This is a genomic window from Pedobacter frigidisoli (genome assembly GCF_032678525.1).
GTDB lineage: Bacteria > Bacteroidota > Bacteroidia > Sphingobacteriales > Sphingobacteriaceae > Pedobacter > Pedobacter frigidisoli_A.
In genome coordinates this window covers 136,445-162,312 of record NZ_JAVTSE010000007.1, presented here as the reverse complement: position 1 = coordinate 162,312, position 25,868 = coordinate 136,445, and the positions used below count along the sequence as shown (strand labels likewise).

At 39.1% G+C, this 25,868-nt stretch carries 21 protein-coding genes; 1 reads left to right on the top strand and 20 read right to left on the bottom strand.

The window, feature by feature from the left end; all coding sequences use genetic code 11:
* Positions 1–161 precede the first annotated feature (161 nt).
* The 18 genes from R2Q80_RS18555 to R2Q80_RS18470 form a co-directional block, all read right to left on the bottom strand.
* Positions 162–1,325: a FecR family protein gene (locus R2Q80_RS18555; RefSeq protein WP_316801036.1), complete on the bottom strand. Its 1,164-nt coding sequence runs from the start codon at positions 1,323–1,325 to the stop codon at positions 162–164.
* Positions 1,326–1,392: 67 nt separating this feature from the next.
* Positions 1,393–1,986 (bottom strand): RNA polymerase sigma-70 factor, encoded by a 594-nt coding sequence (locus tag R2Q80_RS18550; RefSeq protein ID WP_316801035.1) that lies wholly within the window; start codon positions 1,984–1,986, stop codon positions 1,393–1,395.
* Positions 1,987–2,173: 187 nt separating this feature from the next.
* Positions 2,174–2,716, bottom strand: a complete 543-nt coding sequence (locus R2Q80_RS18545; protein WP_316801034.1) for a DUF420 domain-containing protein — start codon at positions 2,714–2,716, stop codon at positions 2,174–2,176.
* A gap of 53 nt (positions 2,717–2,769) precedes the next feature.
* On the bottom strand, positions 2,770–3,465 hold the full coding sequence (locus R2Q80_RS18540; protein ID WP_316801033.1) for an SCO family protein: 696 nt from the start codon (positions 3,463–3,465) through the stop codon (positions 2,770–2,772).
* Positions 3,465–3,818, bottom strand: a complete 354-nt coding sequence (locus R2Q80_RS18535) for a cytochrome C oxidase subunit IV family protein (RefSeq protein WP_047798862.1) — start codon at positions 3,816–3,818, stop codon at positions 3,465–3,467. The genes R2Q80_RS18540 and R2Q80_RS18535 overlap by 1 nt, the downstream gene beginning before the upstream one ends.
* Positions 3,819–3,843: 25 nt before the next feature.
* Positions 3,844–4,551, bottom strand: coding sequence for a cytochrome c oxidase subunit 3 (locus tag R2Q80_RS18530; protein WP_047798863.1), 708 nt, complete (start codon positions 4,549–4,551; stop codon positions 3,844–3,846).
* Between the two features lie 31 nt (positions 4,552–4,582).
* Positions 4,583–5,149, bottom strand: a complete 567-nt coding sequence (locus tag R2Q80_RS18525; protein WP_316801032.1) for a cytochrome c oxidase subunit 3 — start codon at positions 5,147–5,149, stop codon at positions 4,583–4,585.
* Positions 5,150–5,164: 15 nt separating this feature from the next.
* A complete protein-coding gene (gene cyoE / locus R2Q80_RS18520; RefSeq protein ID WP_316801031.1) occupies positions 5,165–6,073 on the bottom strand; it encodes a heme o synthase in 909 nt (302 codons plus the stop codon).
* 11 nt (positions 6,074–6,084) lie between these two features.
* Positions 6,085–7,143, bottom strand: coding sequence for a COX15/CtaA family protein (locus tag R2Q80_RS18515; RefSeq protein WP_316801030.1), 1,059 nt, complete (start codon positions 7,141–7,143; stop codon positions 6,085–6,087).
* A gap of 79 nt (positions 7,144–7,222) precedes the next feature.
* Positions 7,223–9,103, bottom strand: a complete 1,881-nt coding sequence (locus R2Q80_RS18510; protein ID WP_316801029.1) for a cbb3-type cytochrome c oxidase subunit I — start codon at positions 9,101–9,103, stop codon at positions 7,223–7,225.
* Between the two features lie 24 nt (positions 9,104–9,127).
* Positions 9,128–10,360 (bottom strand): cytochrome c oxidase subunit II, encoded by a 1,233-nt coding sequence (locus tag R2Q80_RS18505; RefSeq protein ID WP_316801028.1) that lies wholly within the window; start codon positions 10,358–10,360, stop codon positions 9,128–9,130.
* 70 nt (positions 10,361–10,430) lie between these two features.
* Positions 10,431–11,684: a quinol:cytochrome C oxidoreductase gene (locus tag R2Q80_RS18500; protein WP_316801027.1), complete on the bottom strand. Its 1,254-nt coding sequence runs from the start codon at positions 11,682–11,684 to the stop codon at positions 10,431–10,433.
* A 15-nt stretch (positions 11,685–11,699) separates the two neighbouring features.
* Positions 11,700–12,317, bottom strand: a complete 618-nt coding sequence (locus tag R2Q80_RS18495; RefSeq protein ID WP_047798869.1) for a c-type cytochrome — start codon at positions 12,315–12,317, stop codon at positions 11,700–11,702.
* Positions 12,289–12,825, bottom strand: coding sequence for a DUF3341 domain-containing protein (locus R2Q80_RS18490; RefSeq protein ID WP_047798870.1), 537 nt, complete (start codon positions 12,823–12,825; stop codon positions 12,289–12,291). The genes R2Q80_RS18495 and R2Q80_RS18490 overlap by 29 nt, the downstream gene beginning before the upstream one ends.
* 2 nt (positions 12,826–12,827) lie before the next feature.
* Entirely contained in the window at positions 12,828–14,300 is a 1,473-nt protein-coding gene (nrfD, locus tag R2Q80_RS18485; RefSeq protein WP_047798871.1) for an NrfD/PsrC family molybdoenzyme membrane anchor subunit, read from the bottom strand.
* Positions 14,301–14,326: 26 nt separating this feature from the next.
* Positions 14,327–17,368, bottom strand: a complete 3,042-nt coding sequence (locus R2Q80_RS18480; RefSeq protein ID WP_316801026.1) for a TAT-variant-translocated molybdopterin oxidoreductase — start codon at positions 17,366–17,368, stop codon at positions 14,327–14,329.
* Positions 17,369–17,417: 49 nt separating this feature from the next.
* A complete protein-coding gene (locus tag R2Q80_RS18475) occupies positions 17,418–18,710 on the bottom strand; it encodes a c-type cytochrome (RefSeq protein WP_316801025.1) in 1,293 nt (430 codons plus the stop codon).
* 254 nt (positions 18,711–18,964) lie between these two features.
* Positions 18,965–19,945, bottom strand: coding sequence for a deoxyhypusine synthase family protein (locus tag R2Q80_RS18470; RefSeq protein ID WP_316801024.1), 981 nt, complete (start codon positions 19,943–19,945; stop codon positions 18,965–18,967).
* A 169-nt stretch (positions 19,946–20,114) separates the two neighbouring features.
* On the opposite strand from R2Q80_RS18470, the gene R2Q80_RS18465 reads away from it, so the two are divergent.
* Positions 20,115–21,242, top strand: coding sequence for a polymerase (locus R2Q80_RS18465; RefSeq protein WP_316801023.1), 1,128 nt, complete (start codon positions 20,115–20,117; stop codon positions 21,240–21,242).
* Here R2Q80_RS18465 and R2Q80_RS18460 read toward each other — a convergent pair.
* Both R2Q80_RS18460 and R2Q80_RS18455 read right to left on the bottom strand, forming a co-directional pair.
* Positions 21,239–23,581 (bottom strand): outer membrane beta-barrel family protein, encoded by a 2,343-nt coding sequence (locus tag R2Q80_RS18460; protein WP_316801022.1) that lies wholly within the window; start codon positions 23,579–23,581, stop codon positions 21,239–21,241. The genes R2Q80_RS18465 and R2Q80_RS18460 overlap by 4 nt on opposite strands.
* 52 nt (positions 23,582–23,633) lie before the next feature.
* Positions 23,634–25,859, bottom strand: coding sequence for a M56 family metallopeptidase (locus R2Q80_RS18455; protein ID WP_316801021.1), 2,226 nt, complete (start codon positions 25,857–25,859; stop codon positions 23,634–23,636).
* Positions 25,860–25,868 lie beyond the last annotated feature (9 nt).

Here is a 25,868-nt window from a genome sequence, read left to right as displayed (position 1 = left end):
ATAAAAGGGAGTGCTGAAACGCTCCTTTTTTTATGCATTTAACTTTTTGAATCGTCAGATCTGTTGTCGAAGTGTGGTCATAGTTGTTTACGTTTAGGGTGATTTTTAATTAGTTATTTTTTTATAGATAAAGGTTAGTTATGCCTTCATCTGTGGCTCGTTTAATCTTTGTAGACAATTAGTTTTTTGTCCTTTATATCAAATCTTACTTCTCCTGTTTGCTCAAATTTTCGCAATACCTGAGATATTTTATCGAAACGGCTCACCGTTCCATAATACATTACATTCCTGGCCGACTGATCTGCAAATTCAACCTTTACGTCGTACCAGCGGGCAATTTTCCTTAAAATACTTTCCTGCTTCTCATTGTTAAACATGAAATAACCATTTTTCCAGGCAATCGATTCATCAGTATCAACTTCGTCAACCCTGAACATTCCGTTATTAAGTACCGACTGCTCACCAGGTTTAAGGACTTCCCCTTGGCCATTCTCGAAATTTACTATTCTAACACTACCCTCAAGAAGAGTCGTTCGCGTGACAACTTCGTCAGCATAACTGTTAACATTAAAATGAGTCCCTAAAACAGTTACTTCCTGTTTTGATGTTTTAACAATAAATGGATGTAATTTGTCTTTTGCTACTTCAAAATAGGCCTCTCCGGCCAATAACACTTCACGCTTTTTACCATTTCCAAGATTTAATGGATAGGTTAACGATGATGCCGCATTCAGCCAAACAGTAGACCCATCTGGTAGTTTAATCTGCCATTCCCCTCCATTAGGTGTAGTGATTGTATTCGTCTTGGAGTCATCCGTTGCCTCACTCGACTTAACAATATGGTACACCAATTGCCCATTCGCTGTTTTTGTCACTGCCATGCCTGCATCTTCCATTAGGTCGCCCGCCGCTGCATCGTTCAATGATATTCTAGTTCCATTTGCTAACGTTAAAATGGCTTTATTACTTCCTGGGGCAAAATCAGTGGCAAAAACGTGCTCCTTTTGCCTGGTCACATTAACATAGGTTGAAAGGGAGAACACAATCAGCACAACAGCTGCTGCAGCCCACCACCATTTTAAATTGATAGATTTGACTGTTTTTAATTTCGGCTTATCGCTCGCGAGGATTGTTTCCAGAACACTGTCCCAGGATTGCTGATCGTCTATAGTCCTATCGACCATTTGCGCTTCAATTAACTTCACAATTTCACTGTTGATCAACAAAGGATATTCCTCTGCCAATTGAAGTAACTCCTGCCGCTCAACGCTGCTGAGTTTTGCTTCAGTAAATCGATGTAAGAGATAGTTGATTCGTTGGTCCATAATAATTCTGAATATAAGAAGACAGATATTGAAATTAGGACTATCGGAAAATGAAATTTATTTTAATTTATTTAAAAAAAGTGAATGCAAAGGGTAAAATCATAGTAATCCCGTATTGCTCCAGGTAAGAACGAATGAATTTCAAGGATTGGACCAGCGCGTTTTTAACAGTATTCGGTGATATGCCTAGTAATTCCGCTATTTCAGGAATGCTTTTCCCATCACCTCTGCTAAGATGGTAAATTTTTTTCCGTTGGCTGGGAAGTTTATCAACAGCCTGAGCAATAATACGGGTAACCTCATTAACTTGTATCGTATGAAGTGTATTATACTCAGCATTGTTATGTTTGGAAGCAATTATATTGACCAGCTTCTCGTCCCGGAGCTTTTTCTTCAGATAGCTAAGGCACTCATTCGAAACATATTTATACAAGTAAGCTCTTATATTATCTACAATACCTAATTTATCTCTATTTAACCATAATCGAAGGAAAGAATCCTGAATAATCTCTTTAGCATCGTCCTGGTCTTTAGTAAACTTCAATGCAAACGCCTGCAATACTGGAAGATATTGAAAAAATAGCTCGGAGAAAGCCTTTTCGTCACCTTCCACAATCTTGTCTATCAGCACCCGATCATTACTTCTTCCATTTGATATCATACATTCACAGTGGCGAAAACTGTTTGACAATTTAATAAATTTTCTAGGTAGTTGACTTTATCGCAGAAGCTAAAACGAATTAGCCCTACTTAACCAAATATAAGATTTCCATTTATTACTTCAGTCAGAAATAATTTTAAAATAAAAAGCCCGACACAATGGTCAGGCTAGATCAATTTTAAGTCCCTTAGTACTGATAATACGGCGATATCATTAAATAGACAATCACACCGGTAACAGCAACATATAACCACATCGGAAACGTGATCCTTGCAAGCTTCCTGTGCTTATCAAACCGCTTCGCCAGTGCCCGCACATAAGTAACCAACACAAAAGGAATAATAATCACTGATAAACAGATATGAGTAATCAAAATGAAGAAATAAATATATTTTATTGCACCCGTACCGCCGAATTTGGTCGAATCAGATGTCATGTGGTATGCAACATACATGGCCAGAAAGGCTACCGACAAACCAATTGCAAATTTCATCAGGTTTTCATGCAATTTCTGTTTCCCGTTTTTAATAGCCCAAACAGCCGTTACCAGCACAATTGCAGTAAGCCCGTTAATTGTAGCATAAATTGGAGGTAAAAACGAAAGAGGTTTAATATCAGGGTTCCACTTCCGAAGGTTAACACCAAATAAAATTGCCACTACTACCGGAATGGCTACCGATAAAATAACAATCCATTTACTATATTTTTTTTCTATTGAATTATTTTCCATCAACTGTTTATTAATAATGATATCAGGTATTCAGGATTTGGAATAAACCATGACTACCTACCATCCTTCAAATTTCTTAAATACTCTGCAATTAATACTTTAATCTCATCCTCCAGCCTTGCGGTAGACTGTTGATTATCGGCATCATAAATACCTCTGATCCGGTGCAGATGATCAATGAGTAATAGCTTATTGCTGAAGATATAACTTGTCTTCCCTCCTTGCTGGTCAGCTACAACATCCAGAAGTAAACCTTTTCTAATCCATGGATAGGTTTTAACCGTATCTCCCGACACCAGATCCCATTTGGAAGCTAATACGCCTAAACTATCTGCATATCGCTTCAACGCTACTGGCGCCTCCTGTTTAACGGCTATACTTATAAACCTGACAAGGGGTTTATGTTCATAACTATCAGAAAGTTGTTTAACGTAGCTATTGGCCTGCTGAGTTCCCGCGTTTGCATTGAACAAATTCATTACAACAATCTTGTTTTCAAAAGATTTCCATTGTAAAGCTTTACTTTCCTGATTAATCAGGTCGAAATCTGGCACCTCATGATAAATGGTATCCGGAATTTTCTTGCCTTTTACACTGTGAAAAGTTCCCGACAAACGTTTCTCTCCAAAATAAGGAAGGCTCTTGTACCGGTTCTTAGCAAAGTGAGGCAATAAGTAAAAAAACAAAAATCCCGGTATAGCTAAAATGCTTACCAGGATTAGTACCTTTTTTATAGGGTTTGGTTTCATTAATGACTCATCATGTGTAAGTTCAAATAACCGCCTTCAATAAGCATTAAAACTATGAAGTAAATGATGAAAATAAACGTTACCGTTAATGATAACTGCAAACCAAGTTTCTCAAATTTCAAGTGCATGAAGTAAGCTACGATATAGAATGCTTTTAATAATGTTAAAGCAATGTATACAAAGTTACCTACGTGCTGGCTCATTGCGCCATTTGGAATCAGTACCAGGGCAATGATAAATTCAATGGCAGTGATTAAAGATAATATACCGGCAACTTTCCAGATCTTACCTTTGCTCATTCCTGCATGGTCGCCATGCTCGTGCCCTTCTTCTGTATGTGTATGTTGTGACATGTGAATATTTTTATATTATGATAAATTAAACCAAATAGAAGAATGTAAATACAAACACCCATACTAAATCAACAAAGTGCCAGTATAAACCAACTTTTTCAACCATCAGGTAGTGACCTCTCTTTTCAAATGTACCGTTGATCGTCATAATCAAAATGATGATATTGATTACCACACCACTAAATACGTGGAAACCATGGAAACCGGTAATCGTAAAGAAAAGGTTAGCAAACTGCTGTGCTGCAATTTCAGAAACTGGTCCGTCGAATAAGTGCTTCAACTCTTCAGCCGAAGGTATTGAACCCCACCAGAAACCTTCGTGGTGCAAGTGAGACCACTCTAAAGCCTGGCACCCAAGGAACATGAAACCACCTATAACAGTAGCAACCATCCACCAGATTACTTCTTTCTTAGCCCTGCGATGTCCTGCTTCCACAGCCATAACCATAGTTACAGAACTTAAAATAAGGATAAACGTCATGATACCCACGAAAACAAGTGGAGCACCTGAATCTTTTAACCCAGGAATAGATTGGAAAACCAAATCCGGATCAGGCCACGTTAGTTTCGAGAAACGCTGTGCGCCATAGTAGACCAATAACGAAGAAAAGGTAAAAGCATCCGACAAGAGGAAAAACCACATCATGATTTTACCATATTCTACCGACCACGGTGAACGACCGCCATCCCATGGTCCGGTTTTAACTTGATCTAATTGTGATACTGCATTCATTTGGAAATAGTATAATAGTTTGTTAACAAATTTAACGGTTCAAAAGTAAAAAAACATAAAGATATATCCATAATATATCGATAAAATGCCAAAAAATAGAAGCAATTTCCATTTTGTACTGGCTCTGGGCAGCAGGAACATTTTTGTAACTTCCTGCTAATGCATTGATGATCAATCCAACTCCTGCAATAATATGCAATAAGTGAACGCCCGATACTACGTAAATAAAGGAAATAGCGGCATTATTACCAACCAAAGTGGCACCAGTCCTAACCATGCTTCCCCATGCGTTAAACTGCATTACGCCAAACACGACAGCCAGAATCATCGTAATCCAGAGCAGTCTGCGCTCCAAACTGAAATTAAGTTTCTTTAATGCCCTTGAGGCCAGAAATAGTGTTAAGCTACTTGCCAGGATCACTAGACTGGAATAAATAAAAGCATCAGGCAACACTAAACCATGCCCCTTACCCTTCGATGCCGCAAATACCAGATAGTAACTGGTAAAGCCACCAAACATAATGGTAGAGGAGACCACAAATAGCCACACGATAAACTTTCGCGGCTTCGGGTCAAATGTATCAGGAATATTTTCCATCGTTAAAACCATAATTTATTTTGCAATAAAATTTAATAATAAACCCAGCTGTACAGCCGGAATGTAAAAAAATGAACAGAACATCACCTTTTTGGCATCGGCAAGTTCACGATTTAAAAACAACTTCAAAGCCAGCCAGCTAAAAATGAGTCCAGCAATTAATGAAAGGCCGGCTATGTAATAACCGCCAAAACCATAAAATGTTGGCAAGAGGCTCACCGGAATTAAGATTAAGGTACTCAAAAAGGTAACTAACGCAGTTGTGCGGTCACGTTTCTTTGTTGGTAACAGCCTAAAACCTGCTTTTTTATAATCATCATCCAATACCCAGGCAATTGCCCAGAAATGTGGAAACTGCCAGACAAACTGAATCAGGAACAAGATCCCGGCAATGTAATAGTCAATTTCATGAAATAGCTCTGCCTTTAAACTACCAAAAGCAGCCAGATAACCAATAAGCGGAGGCAACGCCCCAGGTATCGCACCAACAAAGACTGCAATAGGCGATTTCCTTTTTAAAGGCGTATAAGCAAAAGCATATAACAGAATCGAAAACACTGACAGCAGTCCGGTTTCCAGGTTTAATTTACCCAATAACCAGGTACCAAGAAAAGCCATAAACACACCAAGAATTAATCCCTGTCCGGTTGTCATTCTACCTGCGGGCATTGGTCTGTCTTTAGTCCTGCTCATTAACTTATCCAGATCTTTTTCAATGATCTCGTTAAAGCAATTTGCAGCAGCAGTAACTAAAAATCCTCCGGCGATAAGGATTAGCCAGTTGCCCCAGTCTATTGTTGGAATATGCCCCCTACCCACTTGCATCTTCTGTCCGATCAAAAATGAGATCGACGCAGAAAACACTACCGTAAACGATAGCCTGAATTTGATGAGTTTCGAAAAATCTGAAAATATCTGCTTCAATACTAAAATAATTATTGTCTATAAGTACTTGTTCTGTAAACCAGCAAGTACAGATAAAACTGTAAACTAAATAACAACGTCGAAAACAGTATATGCACGGCCTGCGCTGCAGGAGGAAAAGCAATATAGGCTAAAGCAAAACCACTCAACAATTGTATTAAAAGTGCCCCTAATATATAACGGGCAGTTAATAGTGGTGCTTCTTTCCCACTAAAACGGTCAATAACCATTTTATAAACAACCCCGTTTGAAATTAAAACCAAAATAGCCAGATCCCTGTGATAAGAGAAAACAGAACCAACTTTACTGATCCAGCTCGCTCTTCCGCCATATGCAAGTGATTTTGCAATAACATCAATAGCTTCCCTTACCTCTGTGCCTACCACAATCTGCGCAATACTTAATATTACAGTAAACAGTAAAAAGCCTTTCAACCATAATATCCGGTACATAATAACCGAGGGCTCTTTATTTAACTGTTTTGCATAGTTATAGGTATAAATCGATATGCCCAGGAGTACAAGCGCCAAAAGCATGTGTACCGTTACAACCCATTGAGCCAGATTTGTTGATACAACAATTGAACCCAACCAGGCCTGATAACCAACAACAAAAATATTCAGAATGCTGAGAATAATAATCCTTTTAGCTTTCTTCCTGTAGGCAAATGAGTAAATAACAGATAACAGCAAGAAAATACCGGCAACAACACCTGTAAGTCTGTTAAGGTATTCTACCCAGGTTTTGGTCGGATTAAATTCCTCAGGAATGGTAATACTCCTATCATGTCGGATACTGTCTGCAAGTGCTACCTTGCCCATGCTTTCCAGATACTTCGCAAACTTCTCGTTCTTTTTTAATCGCCCGGCTACATACTTTTCTTTGTAGTTAGCTGGAAGCTGGGAAACATCAGTTGGTGGGATATATCGATCGAAACATTTCGGCCAGTCAGGACAACCCATGCCCGAACCTGTACTACGTACAACTCCCCCTGCAAGTACTACCATTAACGTAACGATAATAGTAATAAAGTTAATCCTGATAAAACGTTGCTCTGATCCGCTGACCATATATCTCTTAAGATGAAAAGGGTATCCGGATAAGCAGAAACTTAATCAGATACCCCTTTTTAAAATGTTTAAGACTTTATTAGCCCTTATTTTCTGTTACAGGATTGGCTTTTTCCCAATCTTGCTGTATTCTCTCTGCCACTTCATTCCCTTCAAAGTCATGAGGCAAATTAGAGCTCATGGTTTCAGAAAAAGGAACAGTTTGAGGGATAAAATCAAGATCATGTCCCGGTTTGCTATAGTCATATGGCCATCTGTAAACAGTTGGAATCTCTCCCGGCCAGTTACCGTGGATATGCTCAACAGGTGCAGTCCATTCTAAAGTGTTAGCTTCCCAAGGATTCTGAGGTGCTTTTTTACCTTTGAAAATCGAATAAAAGAAGTTAAATAAGAAAGCCACCTGCGCTAAGGCTGCCATAATAGCGGCCCACGTAACAAATACGTTTACAGTTAACCATTTCTTCATGAATTCAAATTCAGTGAATGCATAGTAACGACGAGGTACACCATCTAAACCTAAGAAGTGAAGTGGGAAGAAAACCAGGTAAGCGGCTATAAATGTTAACCAGAAGTGTAAATAACCCAGTTTAGCATTCATCATTTTACCAAACATTCTTGGAAACCAGTGATAAACACCAGCAAGCATACCAAAGATTGCTGCAGACCCCATTACAAGGTGGAAGTGGGCAACAACGAAGTAAGTATCATGCAGGTTAATGTCTAATGATGCATTACCTAAAAATAATCCGGTTAAACCACCAGAGATAAAGAATGATACTAAACCGATTGCAAATAACATTGCCGGAGTAAAGCGGATGTTACCTCTCCACAAGGTGGCAAGATAATTAAAAGTTTTTACTGCTGAAGGAACGGCAATAATCAACGTAGTGATCATAAATACCCCTCCCAATAACGGGTTCATACCGGTTACAAACATATGGTGTCCCCATACAATGAACGACAGTACAGTAATACCTATTAATGAATAAACCATCGCATGGTAACCGAAGATCGGCTTACGTGAGTTTACTGAGATAACCTCTGATGAAATACCCAACGCAGGCATAATTACAATGTATACCTCAGGGTGACCTAAGAACCAGAATAAGTGTTGCCATAAAATCGGAGAACCACCTTCGTTTGGTAAAATATCAGTACCGATAACAATATCTGACAAGTAGAAACTAGTACCAACACTACGGTCGAAAACCATTAACACAACACCGGCAACCAAAACAGGGAAAGATAAAATACCCAGGATCGCTGTTAAAAAGAAAGCCCAGATGGTTAATGGCATTTTCCAAAGATCCATACCTTTAGTACGCATGTTTAAGATCGTACTAACATAGTTAATACCTCCCATTAAAGATGACGCTACGAAAAGTACCATACTCACTAACCATAAGGTCATACCCAATCCTGAACCAGGCATAGCCTTCGCAACAATTGAAAGTGGAGGATAAACCGTCCAACCTCCTGAAGCAGGTCCTGTCTGGATGAAGAAAGAAGACATCATGATCACACAGGCCATAAAGAAGAACCAGTAGGAAAGCATATTTAAAAATGGCGAAGCCATGTCTCTTGCTCCAATCTGCAATGGAATTAATAAGTTACTGAACGTTCCGCTCAATCCGGCAGTTAGTACAAAGAATACCATGATGGTACCGTGAATGGTAACCAAAGCCAGATAAAAATCAGGCTTGATACGTCCACCCTCTGCCCATTTGCCTAAAAAGGTCTCTAAGAAAGGGAAGTTAGTTTCTGGCCAGGCCAGTTGAATACGGAATAAAATCGATAAGCCCATTGCAATTACGGCCATAATGATACCCGTAATCAAAAACTGCTTTCCAATCATTTTATGATCCATGCTGAAGATATACTTCGAGATCAGTGTCTCCTTGTGGTGACCGTGATCAGCGTGATCGTGTGTGTGTTCGTCGTGTAATGCTATTGTTGACATAATTCTTTTCGCTCCTGCTTAATATTATTTATTTAAAGCCATTTGGTTAGTTTTAACAGCAGCCGAATCGGTAGCTGTAGAGTCTGCCTCTGCTTTCACAGGTGCAGGTGCCACTGGCAAATTAAATTGTTTTCTTAAATCATCGTTTAAGTATGTTTTCTGCTCAGCTAACCAGGTTTTATACTCAGCATCAGAAACTACACGCACAACTTTTTGCATGTTGTAGTGCCCAGATCCACAAATTTTAGCACAATAAAAAAGGTACTTAAAATTAGGATCGTTTGTTTCCTGCTGCATCTCAGCAGTAGTTTTTGTTGGCGTGAATTCAAAGAAAGTTCTCATACCAGGAACAGTATTTAACTGCACCCTAAAGTGTGGCATGTAGAAACTGTGAATTACATCCTTACTGGTTAAGATTAATTTAACGGCTTTGTTCACAGGAAGAACCAACTCATCAGCCATTTCATCATCACGTGAATTGATATCTTTAAAATCGATACCTAGTGTATTTGTAGCAGTAGTTAACTTATAGTTTTTAGTACCTACAATACCATCAGCTCCCGGATAACGTATTGACCATTTGAATTGCTCAGAAGTAATCTCAATTTGAATCGGCTTATTATTTGGATCTTCAACTTTGAAGAAAATTGATCTCCAGGTTAAGAAACCCATCAAAACCAATACCGTTAAAACTAAAGCCGGAACGATAGTCCAGATTTTCTCTATGGTATTGTTGTGCGGATAGTAGTAAGCTTTTCTTTTTGCTGAATATTTGTAGATGTAAGCAAATCCAAATAATAAAATGTGAGTAGCAATGAAAACGATAGTGGTGATGATCAATGTGATATTGAACATCTGATCGATCTTCTTACCATGCTCCGAAGCAGCATCAGGTAATAACATTGAACCATGTACCGTATATTCCCAATACACACCATATAAACCCAAAACAAGGAACAATGCAAACAAACTTGCATGAACTCTGTTCCAGTTGATTCCAACAGGTTTACCCTGTGCTTCGCGGCTTAATTCATACACCCTGATGGCTTTACCAATAATGGCTATGAATAAACATATGGCTAAGAAAATCAATACATAAAAAATGACTGATTTATAAACCTCACCCATATCAACTTTTGTTGCCGCTGCAGCACCCGCTGCTGCCTCTTGCGCAAAGGCGCTGGTACTTGCAAAAACAGTAACTAGTACTGCTAAAGCTGCGGTCGTTTTATTCGTGATAAACTTTCTTAAACTCATTTTCTTAAAAGTAGTACGCCGTACTGCTAATTATAATAATAATAAAATATCTGCCCTATAATACCACCGGCTATAGCTGGTGGTGCAAACTTTCTTGTAATAATGGGTGGTTCTTTGCAATAAGTGGTTTCTTACTTAGTGCGGTCAATACCGTAAAGGTAAACAAACCTACAAATCCTACTGCAGTACCAATTTCAATAAAGCTGAAACCATTAGTTCCTTCTTCTACCGCTCCTGGCATAATCATCTGATAGTAATCAACCCAGTGACCTAATAATACTACGATAGCTACAAATAACAATTTAACATCTTTTCTTTTGTTATCCCTATCCATTAGCAATAATACTGGTGCCAGGAAGTTCATGGCAAGGTTTAAGAAAAACCAGAATTTGTAATATTCAAAGCGTTTGTAAAAGTACACAGTTTCTTCCGGCATGTTAGCATAGTAGATCAATAAGAATTGTGCAAACCATACATAGGTCCAGAAAATAGAGAAACCAAAAATAAACTGACCAAGATTGTGCAAGTGGCTATTGTTAACCCATTGCATATAACCGGCTCTTCTTAACAGGATGATGATAATGGCAATAGTAGCTAAAGCACTTACCCACATTGCAGCAAAGTTATACCAGCCGAACATCGTTGAAAACCAGTGAGCCTCTAACGACATGATCGTATCGAAAGCAAAAATTGGTGTTGTAAAACCATAAATTACTAAGAAGATACATGCATTTTTAAAGCTCTTTCTGTAAGAATTTAAGCCGCCTGCTAAATCTTCATTGTACGAAAACTTAGTAAACATGATAGCGAAGATACTATACACACCCAGGAACAATATCTGACGAGCCAAAAAGAAAGGCTTGTTCAAAAATACCGACTTACCTGCTATAATCGCATCATAGTGCTCAGAACCTTCTTCTGCTAAACCATGAGTAGCCCAGTGTTTGTAAAGATAAGGTACAGTAACGTTCTGACCATGTTCTATAATAGAATGCTCAAAGAACAGACCTGCGGATATGATAGCAACAAGAATTACCGCTGCAATAGGCAAAGTCTTTGCCATGGCTTGTGGTACACGTAGAATTGAAGCAGACCAACCTGCTTGAGCTACAAATTGAACAGCTAAAAAGAACATTCCCGACATACAAACGCATGCAAAATAATATCCCATAAGCAACAGGTTTGCAAAAGTGCGCTCTTGATGGCCACTTAAAAAACCGTAAGCAACAGCAGCAATACCGAAAACGATACCAACTATACTTAAAGTTTTTACTTTACCTGTAAACTCAAACTGTTCACTAAAATTAATATTGTGAGTTCCCATTTATATTCTGCTTTACTATTGTCCTTTTTGTAATTGTTGAACATACATCACCACTTTCCAACGATCTGTCGGGTTGATTTGTGAAGCATGCGACCCCATGTTATTTACGCCATATGTAATGGTATGATAAATTTTACCAGCGGTAAGATCTGCCATATTTCCACCACGCGATGAAGCGCCCGTTTGATAAGCTGGTACACCGCTAAATTTCTCGATTTTAACTAAGTGGCCTTGTCCATCCCCTTTTTCACCGTGACATGGGCTACAGAAAACAGTAAATAAATGTTTTCCTTGTGCCAGATTAGTTGTATCAACTGGTAAAGGGTTAACCATACTCACACCTGCAGCCTCATAACCTTCTTTGGTATTAGGATATTCATCATACTCAGTGAAACCTACTGGTTTGGTATTGGCTGGTGGCAACTGTGCAGCATGACCTTTAAAACTAGGTACATGTGCAGTATCCACTGGTTGATCCGGATTCAAAGCGATCGGATCATACATATTTCTGGCATATTCTAAGCCAGTACTGCGTTTATCCTTGCAAGATGATAAACTAGCTGCAAAAGCAATAGCTAAAAACGCAGTATAAACAAATTTATTCTTATTCATAGCTAATGTACTTCCTTTCATTATACTTTACTTCTAAAGCACCGGCATCTTTTAATAAACCATCAATTTCAGTATGCGCCGTATTATCTTTTGCATCGATTGCAATAACAAAACGATCGTCAGTCGCACGAAGATCCATTACTCTTGGAGCTCTTCCCGGAAATAAATGTGTAGAAGCATAATAGCTTAACACCATACCGAAAGCACAAAACAATACGGTAAGCTCAAACATTATCGGAATAAAATCCGGCAATGCAAATGATGGCTTACCACCAATGTTAACTCTCCAATCGATTACTGCGCAAAAATAAATTAAAGCAAATGCTGCGCAAGTTCCAGTAATACCAAAGCAAAATGCCGCGATATCGATTCTCGATCTTTTAACTCCTAATTTAGCTTCTATTCCGTGAATAGGCATTGGGGTATACACATCAAAAATACTGATGTTATTCTCCTGAAGCTTTTCGATGCCATGCATCATCTCATCAGGATCACCGAAACTGCCTAAAATATATTTGATATCACTCATTGTTATATTTTTGCGTAATCTTCTTGTTTAACACTATCAAATTTTTCTAAAGATTCTATGTATTCAGCTACATATTCTTTATTCTCATGACCTTCTTTAATCTGTTTCATTTTCGCTTGCTCACTCGCAGATTTCAATAATAATTTAACCTCAGCAATAGCGATTGATGGCAATACTCTTAAGAATAATAAGAATAAAGTAAAGAATAGTCCGATTGAACCTACGAATACACTGATATCAACCCAGGTTGGATAAAACATTGCCCAGCTTGATGGAATATAATCACGGTGTAATGAAGTAACGATAATTACAAAACGCTCAAACCACATACCTACGTTTACTACGATTGATAAAATCCAGGTCGCTTTAATGCTTAAACGGATCTTCTTGAACCATAACAACTGTGGAGAGATTACGTTACAAGTCATCATCATCCAGTACGACCACCAGTAAGGACCGGTAGATCTGTTGATAAATGCATACTGCTCATATTCTGAACCAGAATACCATGCAATGAAGAACTCTGTTAAATAAGCCACACCTACGATAGATCCGGTTAAGATAATGATCTTATTCATCGACTCAATGTGGAACATGGTGATGTAGTTTTCAAGACCCAAAACTTTACGGGCAACCAATAATAAGGTCAATACCATCGCAAATCCTGAGAAGATCGCTCCTGCCACAAAGTATGGAGGGAAGATCGTTGTATGCCATCCTGGAATTACAGATGTTGCAAAGTCCATCGATACAATCGTGTGTACCGAAAGTACCAGTGGAGTAGAGATACCTGCAAGGATTAGAGACACCGCCTCAAAACGTTGCCAGGTTTTCACACTTCCTGACCAACCGAATGAAAATATCGAATAAATTTTTCTGCGTGTTCCAACAGCACGGTCACGGATGGTTGCAATATCCGGTAACAAACCAGTGTACCAGAATAATAATGATACAGAGAAGTAAGTAGAGATGGCAAACATATCCCATACCAGTGGTGAGTTAAAGTTTACCCATAATGAACCAAACTGGTTTGGCAAAGGTAAAACCCAATAAGCTAACCACGGCCGGCCCATGTGAGATACGACATAAGTCGCTGCACAGATTACGGCGAAAATGGTCATCGCCTCTGCCGAACGGTTAATGGAGTTACGCCAGTTCTGACGGAAAAGTAATAATACCGCTGAAATCAAAGTTCCCGCGTGACCGATACCTACCCACCACACGAAACCGGTGATATCCCAAGCCCATCCAACTGTTTTATTTAAACCCCATGCACCGATACCATTCCAGAAAGTGTAACTTACAGCTACAACCCAAAGTAATGCACCCATAGAGGCTACGATGAAACCAATCCACCAGGCCTTGTTCGGCTTGTTTTCTACCGGCATCAAAATATCATCCGTAATTTTTGCATACGTGATATTATCGCCGGTAATTAATGGTTCTCTAAGTATTGATTCGTTATGTCCTGACATAATTTGTATTTTCTTTATACTAAAGCTTACGCTTGTACTGTTGTATCTGTATTTCTAATTTTAGTCATATATCCGATACCTGGTTTCACGTTGATCTCTTCTAAAACGTAATAGATACGCTCAGAACGTAAAGCTTTTGAAACCTCTGAATTAGGATCGTTTGAATCACCAAATATGATGGCGTTTGCTGAACAAGCCTCTTGACAAGCCATTTTGATATCGCCATCTCTCAACGGACGTTTCTGCAATTTAGCCTCTAATTTACCAGCCTGGATACGTTGAACACACATCGAGCATTTCTCCATTACACCACGTGAACGGGTAGTAACATCTGGGTTTAAAACCAATTGAGTAAACTCGTTATTTAAGTAGTTATCAAAACGTGAATCGTTCCAGTAGTTAAACCAGTTGAAACGACGAACTTTGTACGGACAGTTATTCGCGCAGTAACGGGTACCTACACAACGGTTATAAGCCATTTGGTTCAAACCATCTGATGAGTGTACTGTTGCCAATACCGGACAAACTGTTTCACAAGGAGCGTGATCACAGTGCTGACACAACATAGGTTGGTGAACTACAGAAACGTGATCTAAGTCTTCAAGCTTAGCGATTTCTTTTTCTTTAGTTACATCACCTTCTTTAGTCTCATAGCTATAGTAACGGTCAATACGAATCCAGTGCATCTCACGACGACGGCGAACCTCATCACGTCCTACAACAGGAATATTATTCTCAACATTACAAGCAACAACACAAGAACCACATCCAGTACAAGCATTCAAATCGATTGCCATTACCCAGTTGTTACCAGGTTTTTCATATTGATCCCACAAATCGTAATTTTTGTGTTCACCTTTTTCATTACCAGCAGATGCATCTTTAAGATAAGCTGCAAAAGTAGCTTCTTTGATTACTGCACGACCTTCAAATGAATGGTGAGTTTGGGTCTGAGCAAGCTCATAGTGACCTCCTGTTGGAGTAATCGTCACATTTGTAGCATATTGCATCGTTCCATTTACAAAAGAAATGAAAGGGAATGCATTCTTACCTACATCGTTACCAGCCTTACCCACTTTTGTGCGGCCGTAACCTAATGCGATAGAAGCTGTACCTTGGGCCTGTCCAGGTTGAATCAACACCGGAAGGTCAATCGAATATCCGTTGCCACCTTTAACCGTTACAACATCAAATTCTTTAAGTTCTAATTTCTCAGCAAACTTAGGAGCAAGAGCAACATAGTTATCCCAAGTTACTTTAGAAACCGGATCAGGTAACTCTTGTAAAAATGCATTATTGGCATTTTTACCGTCACGCATCGGAATGTTTTCGTAAACCTGTAACTCAACCTGGTTGCCGCCTTTCGCTAAAGCTTTGCTCGAATTCAAAACTGAAGCAGCCACAGCGGTTAGCGATAAAGTGAAAGAATAAGCACCTGCAGGTTTGGCTGCAGCTCTAACAACACCTTTCTCTAATACATCATTCCATTTAAGTCCTAATGCAGGCAACATTTTGGTTTCCCAGTTGCTGCGTACAAACTGATAGTAATCTTTTACCTGAGCATCAGCCCAAACCAATAAGCTCTCTTCTGCCTGACGGCTATTGAAAACCGGATTAATGGTTGGCTGTACAATTGAATAGTAACCTTCGTAAGCATTTGCATCACCCCACGATTCTAAATAATTGTGGTTAATCGCAATCGCATCACAAAGTGTAGCAGTTTCATCAGCACGGTCTGCAAATGAAATCTTTGCAGGTACTTTAGCCAACGCTTCAGTGAATGCTTTTGTATTCATGAAATCGTAAACCGGATTACTGTTTAAAAATAAAACAGCACCAACTTCTCCACGATTCATTTCAGCAACTAAGCCATTAAACTCAGCATCGTTACCAGCATATAAATAACAAGGATTATCTAAATCAATGGTTGTACCATAGCTACCAATTGCAGCGTTAATGGCATTGACCAGGATTTGTGTAGAAACATCGTTCGATCCTGAAACCACAAGGGCTTTACCTTTACTTTGAACCAGTTCTTTAGCCGCTAATTTCACTACTTTATCAGCAGTGGTATTGTTTCCTAAAGTTCCGCCAGCTAAAGCCTGACCAGTAATTGCATTATATAACGCAATTAATAACGGTCCCTCTTCAGATAATTTGATCGGCACACGCGTATCTGCGTTTGTACCTGTTAAGCTCATACCACTTTCAAATTGAATGTGGCGACTCATTTTTTTACCTTCTAACGATTTATAGTTACGGTTAGCAGTATACTGAGAAGTAAATTCCTCACCGCTAATCCAGGTACCTAAGAAATCTGCGCCAACACTTACAATAAGGTCAGCCTTGTCGAAGTTATATTTTGGCAATACCGCTTTACCAAAACTATTCTGGTTAGCCTGAATGATTCCTGTATAAGAAACAGCATCGTACTGAACCAGTTTAGCTGCAGGATATTTTGTAATAAAATGAGCTAAAACAGCATTAGTAGAAGGACTGTTTACTGTTGAAGCAACAATACGGATTTTTTTACCTCCAGCCTGTGCTTTAGCTAACTCGCCTTTAACAAAACTGTCGATTTTTGCCCAGGTTGTTTCTTCAACTTGTTCGTTCTTTACAAAAGCTGGTGCTTTTAATTTAGATACGTCATATAAATCTAAAACCGAAGCCTGTGCTCTCGCATCAGTACCGCAATTGAATTCACCGGCATTTGGATTCGGCTCAATTTTAATCGGACGACCCTCTCTGGTTTTAACTAAAATACTCTGGCCGTTAAAGCTCGAAGTATAATAGTTAGGAATACCTGGTGTTACCTCCTCTGGCTTTACCAGGTAAGGGATAGATTTATGAACAGGGGCTGTTTGACATGCAGCCAAAGTTACTGCACCTAAACCAAAACCTAACGCCTTTAAAAAGTCGCGGCGTGGGGTAACGGTACTTAACCCTGCTTCATTCAAAACATCTTCTATTGGAAGTGGCTCGGCGAATTCGTTTTTGTTATTTTTAACAAAATCGGGTGTATTGTTATACTCCTCTAAGCCTTTCCAGTATTTTTTGTTGCTTTCCATTTAAGCTATATTACTGTTTATTCGAACGTTCTTACTAAACTCTAATCTATTAATAGTGGCACTTACCACATTCTAAACCACCCAATAATGCTGGGGTAATTTTCTCGCCTTTTTTAATTTTCTCATGTGCCTCGATTACCTTAGCATAGAAAGCATTGTTTTTCTGACCAGAAATATCAGTCTCTTTGTGACAGTTAATACACCATTTCATGGTTAACGGAGAATATTGATAAATTTCTTCCATGGTATTAACCGGACCGTGACAGGCGAAACATACTGGCTCTGTAGGCTGTAATCCTTTTGCTTTACGGATCGCATCTTCTGCTACAACTACGTGCTGAGAGTGATTGAAGTAGGCAAAATCAGGAAGGTTGTGTACACGAACCCACTCCATTGGCTTAGCTTTACTCTGATCATATTTCTGAGTTTCAGGATCGTATCCTAAAGCAGCATAGATTTTCTTGATCTCAGGAGAAATTTCACCATCGTAATTATCCCTTGCCTGAACAGCTTTGTGACAGTTCATACAAACGTTCAACGATGGAATAGTAGCATTCTTAGATTTAAATGCTCCATTGTGGCAATACTGACAATCAATCTGATTGATACCAGCGTGCAACTCATGGGAGAATTTAATTGGCTGAACTGGCTGATATCCAGTATGAACACCGGTATTCCACATACCCATCCAACCGAATGAACCTAAGCAAATGATCAAACACAAGATGAAGAACATTACGAACTTCTTGTTTTTGAACATTTTGCGGATACCTACATTTAAAGGCACATCCTCTTCAATCTCAATACCTTGTTTTTGAAGAATCAAACGTTCAAGCAATTTACTTGCGCGACCTAAGATTACTAGAATGACAATTGCAATTAATACAATGGCAACTATACCCGCAATTGATAAACCTGAAGTTTTATCTTCTTTAGGGCCGGCTGCGTTTGGATCAACAGCTTTCTTAGGCTCACCTTCTTTAATGTAGGCTAAGATATCTTTTACTTTCGTTTCGTCAAGCTCAGGGAAAGTGGTCATATCCACTTTACCATTTTCGTTGAACAACTTAACAGCAGCAGGATCACCAGCGGCAATCATTGCTTTGTTGTTAGGAATCCATTTCAAAAGGAAATCCTCAGGGTGGCGATCACTCACTCCCGTTAAGGCAGGACCAGTTAACTTAACATCCAATGCATGACACGAAGAACATTTTGCTTTGAAAAGCGTTCTTCCATTAGCAGCATCTTGCGCATTTACGGTTGAAACCGCTATTACGGAAATTGCTGAAAATACGAATAACGACTTCCAAACGCTTTTTAAAATCATCGAGATATCTCTCATAATGAACACTTTATACTTATTTAATTTATTTTTTGTTAGGAAATTGATGATTAAACTGCCATAGCTCCATCAAAACTTGAACAAAAGTATAACTTATTAATAAATCCCATGACAAAATAGTGACTGGAAATACAATTTATAATCATTCTAAACAAATGGCGTTTCAAGCCCCTCAGGCAAGAAAAATGCCCATTTTCGATACAATCTCCAATGGGCACCATACATCCTTAATTTGGATGATTGAAATATTACACTTATTGTTTTAAGATCCAGGCAAACATCAGTGGCGCAACAATTGTCGCATCACTCTCTACAATGAATTTTGGGGTATGGATATCCAGTTTACCCCAGGTAATTTTTTCATTTGGAACCGCACCGGAGTATGACCCGTATGAAGTAGTTGAATCAGAGATCTGACAGAAATAGCTCCAGAAAGGAATATTTTCCATTTCCATATCCTGGTAAAGCATAGGAACAACACAAATCGGGAAATCACCTGCAATACCTCCACCAATCTGGAAGAAACCAATTCCTTTACCCCCACTATTTGCAATATACCAGTCAGCTAACCAACCCATATATTCAATACCGCTTTTCATGGTGGTGGCTTTCAGCTCCTTTTTCATCACATAAGAAGCGAAAATGTTTCCCATTGTAGAATCTTCCCATCCCGGTACAACAATCGGCAAGTTCTTCTCAGCCGCAGCAAGCATCCACGAATTCTTCGGATCTATTTCATAGTACTGCTCCAGATCGCCGCTTAACAGCATCTTGTACATAAATTCATGCGGAAAATACCTCTCTCCTGCATCATCCGCATCTTTCCAGATTTTATGAATATGTTTTTGTAAACGACGGAATGCTTCTTCCTCCGGAATACAGGTATCTGTAACACGGTTATAATGGTTTTCTAAAAGGTCCCACTCATCCTGTGGACTTAAATCGCGGTAATTTGGTACACGCTTGTAGTGAGAGTGCGCAACCAGATTCATAATATCCTCTTCAAGGTTGGCACCTGTACAAGAAATAATAGCCACTTTATCCTGACGGATCATCTCGGCTAGCGAGATTCCCAATTCAGCAGTACTCATTGCACCTGCAAGGGTAATAATCATTTTACCACCTTCGTCTAAATGCGTTTCGTAGCCTTTGGCAGCATCCATCATCGCCGCAGCGTTAAAATGGAGGTAATTACGCTCCATAAACTGAGATATTGGTCCTCTTGTATTGCTCATCTTTTTATTGTTTGCCGCAAAAGTAGCGAATTATGATACGATTTTGAAAACATTAAGGAAATTTTGGACAAACCCGGTACCCAACATTATAAAATAAATTCAGTTAATTTGCGGCAATGAAGTAACTCCATCATAAATCTTCATTAAGTACCGAACAAATCATTCACGAATGAAAAAAATTTACCTAATCATATTCTTTATTGCCCTTTCCGGAAGCTCATTTGCACAAATGAAGTTGATCAAAAAGCTACTTTCGAATGAAAAGGATACGCTTCGTAAAGCAAGCTTTCTTCCCATCCCCTCTTTTGGCTACGCTCAGGAAACAGGCTTCCAGTTTGGTGTAGGAGCAATATTTGGGTTCTATGTCGATCGTAAAGATACACTCAACCGGCCCTCATCAATCACCCTGAACCTCAACTATTCTACTAAGAAGGCATATAATATGAGTACCATACTGGATGTATGGGGCAAAGAAAATAATCTCCATTACATTGGAGAACTCAGGTTTAAAAGAATGCCCTTCAACTTTTATGGTGTGGGTAACAGCACCAGCGAAGCAAATGAAGACAAGCTCATTCAGCAACAGTTTAAAGTTTTATTACAGGCTGAAAAGCAGTTATTGCCTAAAACTTATTCAGGTATCTCTCTTGGATTTGAAAATTACGAATACAACGACTTGCAACCAGATGGAATTTTCAATGCAAACCCATACTATAAAAACAGAAACGGAACTGTATTATACATCGGGGTTTCTCAGGCTTATGATTCAAGAAACAATAACAATTACACAACCAAAGGCTTTTTCATAAGGGGAACTTACCAATATGCCCCCGACATCTTTTCTGAAGGAAGTTTTACCGGAAGCCAGATAAAATTTGATTTGAGGAACTTCTGGAAACTGAGCAATAAATTTTCGTTTGGTGTCCAGGGGCTCTACAACATCATTACCGGTAAAAACACGCCCGTTTACCTCCTGCAGCAGATGGGTAACGATGAAATGATGAGAGGCTATTACAACGGGCGATTCCGTGATAAAAACCTTTTGGTGGCTCAGGGAGAATTACGCTATCGCTACAATACTCGTTTCGGTGCAACACTATTCGGAGGAACAGGAACAGTTTGGGGAAATGACCAGTTTAACGCCAGAGGTTTCAAACCCAACTATGGCGCAGGATTGAGATACTTCTTCGATCCGGAGAAAGGGATAAGTATCCGTCTGGATTACGGTGTAGGCGAGAAAAGAAGTAATGAGCAGCGACAAAGCGGATTTTACATCAGCATAGCAGAAGCTTTTTAGTTTCTTCTTCGCTCCTCTTCATTACCCGTGCGATGTTCTGATTGTTTTACCTTTTCATTGCCGAAATTATACCGTACGGAAATCCTGAACGAACGGGAATCATAATAGTTAAGATATTCCTGCCTGATATGATTAACTTCATTTTCGAAATGGTATTGATTTGTTTTTAAGACATCGTTAACATTTACGGCTACTTGCAGTTGCTTGTTAAACAATAAGGTTTTTAGCCCTAAGTCCAGGTTATATTGAGCCCTGTTTTTACTTAAACCATCTACGGCGGGAAACTGGTACCAAAAGTATACATCACCAAAAAATGTTTTAGCAGGGTTAAACAATAACTGGTTCAAAGTAGAGAAATAAGCTCCAATCCCATTCAAACGGTACAACGCCTCAGCAATGGCTGAGTGCGAAACATTGTGAAAAACATTAAACTGATTTACGCTTTGCCATACCCTGAAGGGTTTAACAGAAACCGACTGGCTAAGCTGATAGCTGTAACACGTTAAAAAATTCAGTGGCCTGGAAACCTGAAAATAAGAGCCGGCATCAACAAAATTAACATCGGCAAAACCATTGGAAGTTTTAGCAAAACTTAAAGTTGTGGTAAACCTGTTTCGATAGGTATAAGAGATCTCCAGATTATCGTTATAAGAGGGCAGTAGGAAAGGGTTTCCTTCTGCGTAAACAGATGGATTGCTATACCAGCGAAAGGGATTGAGTTTTTTATATGGAGGCCGGTTGATCCTTCTGCCATAATTAAAATTCCAGCTGTTGTTTTCACCTGCACGGTAAACGGCGTAAAAGGTTGGAAATAACTGAAAGTACCTGCTCCGGTTAGTGTCATTTAATGTTGTTCCGTTTACCTGTGTATATTCACCACGCAAACCGGCCTGAAAATCCCATTTTCCTGTAGTTTTACCTAAACTAAAATAGGCTGACTGCGTATTTTCTTCATAATCAAACAAGTTGTCCTGGCTTAAATCAGGAAGATAAACACCGTCTTCTTTCCTGTAAAACCCAATATCACTTTGATTTTTAATAAAACTCAGTTTCGCCCCTAATGAAAGTTTAAAGATTTTAAGCGGTAAATCGAGATCTGTTTTTAAAGTGTATAAATCTACAGTTTGGCCGCTGCCGGATAAAAATGCGGCGAAAGAACTTGGGACAATCACTCCACTGCCAAGATAGGTAGTACTGTTAAAGTACCTTTCCTTATCATCGTTATACTTAAACCAATCGCCATTAACGGTAAGCGCTTTCCCTGATGGGCTCAGCGTTTTCTTCAGATATAGATTTGCTGAATGGTAATGGGATTTTATTCTGGCGTTGGCATCAGAATGGAGAACAGAATCAATATGGTTGGCACCATTAAAAATGTTTGTACTGATATTTTCATCAGAATGAAAGTTGGTGACCCCTCCTGAATACGATACACCAAGAAGTGTTTGCCTTGATGGCTGATATTCCAGACCGATCTGCCCTGAGGCAACTGCTCTATAATTTCTGTCCCTGTTGATGACCTCGCGGGTTTGACCCGGATAAAAAACACGGCTTTGCTCCAGCGGAACAACCGACCCCTTCCTTAAGTTAAAATTGGAATTGACAGCTATCTTATTGTTCCGGTAGCTGAGCGTACCGCCTGCAGAAGCGGTTAAATACGTAGCCTGGGTAAAAACAGTATTGACCGATCCATTCATACCATTGGTTACAGGTTTTTTAAGCACAATATTAATCGAGCCTGAGTTTCCCTGTGCATCGTATCTGGCAGGCGGATTAGTGATCACTTCTACCTTTGCTATTTCTGCGGCAGACAAAGACTTCAGATAGTTTGATAAATCATCGTCAGAAACCGGAACCAGCCTATCATTAACCATTACATTAACACTCCCCTTCCCAACTAAAGAAACACGGTCATTCATCACACGCACTCTGGGTAATTTTGCCAGCAACTCCAGGGCATCGCTACCTGTGGCAGCAATACTTTTCTCTACATTAAATACCGTTCTGTCTGTTTTACTTTCTGTTAATAACTGCTCAGACGCGATGTTAACTTCAGCCAGAACATGAGTTTTTTCTTTCAATACAACATCAATTGAAGTATCGCCTTTAAGGTAAAGGTGCAAATTGGCAGTCTCAAAATTTAATCCTGAAAATACAAGCGAATATTTGCCCTCCTTTAAAAGGTTAAAACGGTATAAGCCTAAACTATCACTTTGTGTGTAAACCGGCTTATCCGATGCATTTGTTAATTTAATGGCAATGCGGGAAATTCCTATTGCTGATTCGGCATGCAATTTTCCGGAAATGGTATATTGGGCATAACCTTTTGTAAAGAACAAGGATATGAGGATTAAAAAAGCGGTTCTCATAAACATGCTATCTCAACAAAGGCTATTTATCCTCCTGCCAAACCTCGTACTTTCCTTTGCCATTTAAATCAAACTTTGCGTGGCTTCCATCCATAATCACTTCATTTTTTTGCCCTTTAACAACAACATTTTTTGCACTGCCTTTCTTCATTTCACTGTTAAAAATAATTTCATCAGCGATCAGGTTAACATCGCCGTATGCCAGTACTGCGTTTCCGTAAAGCATAATGGTTTTCTTGTCTTTCGAAACCCTTATCGAATCTTCAGCTGAATATCCAATCCGTTTCATTAAAATGTCTTCAGGCTTAACATTAGCGCCATATTCTGCAATACTTTTTTTATCAGTAGTATAAGTTTTATATATATTCCTGCTCAAATCGTAAACAATTTTATCAGCAATAACCATTGTTCCTCCTTTGCTGATTGACGCTTTCATTGCTGTAATTAAACTTTCTTTTTTGTTGAATATTGCATTTACAGCACTCAGCTTATAAGCGCCGATGTGAAAAACAGGATTTTCCATTTCAGTTGTTTCATTTTTCACATCACCTTTTATTTTTGTGTAAGAAATTATCTGAGGAATTACTGCTCTTTTAATAGCATCAGCTTTTGCTACTTTTTGACTTCCATCTGAATTATAGAACCGACTAAAAAGCTTTTTATTCTGAACCCCAAATGTGCGGATGTTTTTAGATATTGAAATCCAGTCATTAACCAAATAAGATTTTCCACCCGTTTTCTCCTCGTGTACGAAACGTAGTCTTACCTGATCACCTTTTCTGTAATCCTTTAGATAATTTAAATCGGTTTGGGTTTGATCTACCGCTACCTTGAAGTTAAACCCATTGGCATCAATATGCAAGAAACGTTTATTATCTGACTGGTGTACGTCCGTTATTTTCCCATCATTAAAGCGAACCTTGTTGGCTTCAAAAAGAAAAGGGTGCTGCTCGGATTTTGGTCTGGAAAACACCAACTTATCACCCATGAATATCTGTTTAGGAAAAACGGCTACGTGAGAATCATCCTTTGTAGACGCTGAAGCATCTACAATCACCCGTAGCTGGTCTCCCTTTTTAAGAATTATTGGTGAGTGTTTACCGAGGTGAAACCCATCCAAAACATAAGTTTCCTGATCAGTCTTAAATAGGTAACCTGTAAAACTCTTAGTTTTATATAGCCCCGTAACTGTACCAGTGATAGTTTTTCCAGAAACTTGAGTCATTTTCTGAACTTTATCCGCATGGTCTGCAGAACTGAAGTGAGGGTCGCTTTGCCTGCGGTTAGGTAAAGGTAAATCCCTCTCAAAAACAGGTTCGGATTTCGTTGTTTCTGCCGGTGATTTTTGTGCATAAACAAGCTCAACGGCAAACATCCAAACCAGTCCTGCAACTACCGGCAGTACCAGTAAATAACTTAGTTTTTTCATCTTTTTCGATTTAGAATTAAATAACATCTTAATCCGGTCTTTCACCGGACTTTTAACGAAATTGTGTACGAGTGTCATCTCACTTTTGCCTATGGTTAACCTCAGCAACAAAGCGGCATAAGATTGTTGACCGAAACTTGATGAAGTAATTGCATCGGCCTCATATTCGTGAACCTGCTCCAAAGCCTGATTGTATAGGTAAATTATAGGATTAAACCACAATACTGTCTTCAATAACATCATCATAAGTTTATCAAGAGAATGGAGCTGTCTAACGTGGACCCGCTCATGTGTAAGCAAAACCTGCAATTCAGGTCCGCTGAGTTTGCTTTGATCGATAAAAATGTAATTGAAAAAAGAACAGTTGGTAAAACCGTCCGTTTTAACCACTATTTTTAAACCATCATTATTTTTAAGCGCAGAATTAATGTACTTGAACAAGCCATACAATCTCCAGACGCAAACCATCAACAATATGCATGCAACGGCAGCATAAATGTAAATACCTGCACTAATCCAGTCAATTCCAGATAGTTGTTCTTCAGGGTAGGTGATCATAACAGGTTGGGTAAACCGAAGGGGTTCTGCACTGGCTCGAACCCACTCCGGTGCAGTAACTGGAATTTCCGTATCCGTTAGGCTTGATTTCCTGTTAATTTCAAATTGCAAAACCGGAATAGTGAAACTCAGGAGCAGTGTTCCTAACAGATAAAACCGGTTAATTTTGAAAAATGTAAGATTCTTCAGTACCAGCAGGTAGAAACAAAAGAATAAAACCGTGCACGCACTTACCTTAAGCAAATAGGTTAATATTTCCATAGCCATCTA

Bases quoted from the DNA above. Each gene is read 5' to 3' on its own strand.
- R2Q80_RS18510 (WP_316801029.1), bottom strand. From the start codon at position 9,103: ATGTCAACAATAGCATTACACGACGAACACACACACGATCACGCTGAT.
- R2Q80_RS18525 (WP_316801032.1), bottom strand. From the start codon at position 5,149: ATGGAAAATATTCCTGATACATTTGACCCGAAGCCGCGAAAGTTTATC.
- R2Q80_RS18470 (WP_316801024.1), bottom strand. From the start codon at position 19,945: ATGAGCAATACAAGAGGACCAATATCTCAGTTTATGGAGCGTAATTAC.
- R2Q80_RS18530 (WP_047798863.1), bottom strand. From the start codon at position 4,551: ATGAATGCAGTATCACAATTAGATCAAGTTAAAACCGGACCATGGGAT.
- R2Q80_RS18540 (WP_316801033.1), bottom strand. From the start codon at position 3,465: ATGAAACCAAACCCTATAAAAAAGGTACTAATCCTGGTAAGCATTTTA.
- nrfD (WP_047798871.1), bottom strand. From the start codon at position 14,300: ATGTCAGGACATAACGAATCAATACTTAGAGAACCATTAATTACCGGC.
- R2Q80_RS18475 (WP_316801025.1), bottom strand. From the start codon at position 18,710: ATGAGAGATATCTCGATGATTTTAAAAAGCGTTTGGAAGTCGTTATTC.
- R2Q80_RS18515 (WP_316801030.1), bottom strand. From the start codon at position 7,143: ATGGTCAGCGGATCAGAGCAACGTTTTATCAGGATTAACTTTATTACT.
- R2Q80_RS18455 (WP_316801021.1), bottom strand. From the start codon at position 25,859: ATGGAAATATTAACCTATTTGCTTAAGGTAAGTGCGTGCACGGTTTTA.
- R2Q80_RS18550 (WP_316801035.1), bottom strand. From the start codon at position 1,986: ATGATATCAAATGGAAGAAGTAATGATCGGGTGCTGATAGACAAGATT.
- R2Q80_RS18555 (WP_316801036.1), bottom strand. From the start codon at position 1,325: ATGGACCAACGAATCAACTATCTCTTACATCGATTTACTGAAGCAAAA.
- R2Q80_RS18500 (WP_316801027.1), bottom strand. From the start codon at position 11,684: ATGGGAACTCACAATATTAATTTTAGTGAACAGTTTGAGTTTACAGGT.
- R2Q80_RS18490 (WP_047798870.1), bottom strand. From the start codon at position 12,825: ATGAGTGATATCAAATATATTTTAGGCAGTTTCGGTGATCCTGATGAG.
- R2Q80_RS18480 (WP_316801026.1), bottom strand. From the start codon at position 17,368: ATGGAAAGCAACAAAAAATACTGGAAAGGCTTAGAGGAGTATAACAAT.
- R2Q80_RS18535 (WP_047798862.1), bottom strand. From the start codon at position 3,818: ATGTCACAACATACACATACAGAAGAAGGGCACGAGCATGGCGACCAT.
- R2Q80_RS18495 (WP_047798869.1), bottom strand. From the start codon at position 12,317: ATGAAAGGAAGTACATTAGCTATGAATAAGAATAAATTTGTTTATACT.
- R2Q80_RS18505 (WP_316801028.1), bottom strand. From the start codon at position 10,360: ATGAGTTTAAGAAAGTTTATCACGAATAAAACGACCGCAGCTTTAGCA.
- R2Q80_RS18545 (WP_316801034.1), bottom strand. From the start codon at position 2,716: ATGGAAAATAATTCAATAGAAAAAAAATATAGTAAATGGATTGTTATT.
- R2Q80_RS18465 (WP_316801023.1), top strand. From the start codon at position 20,115: ATGAAAAAAATTTACCTAATCATATTCTTTATTGCCCTTTCCGGAAGC.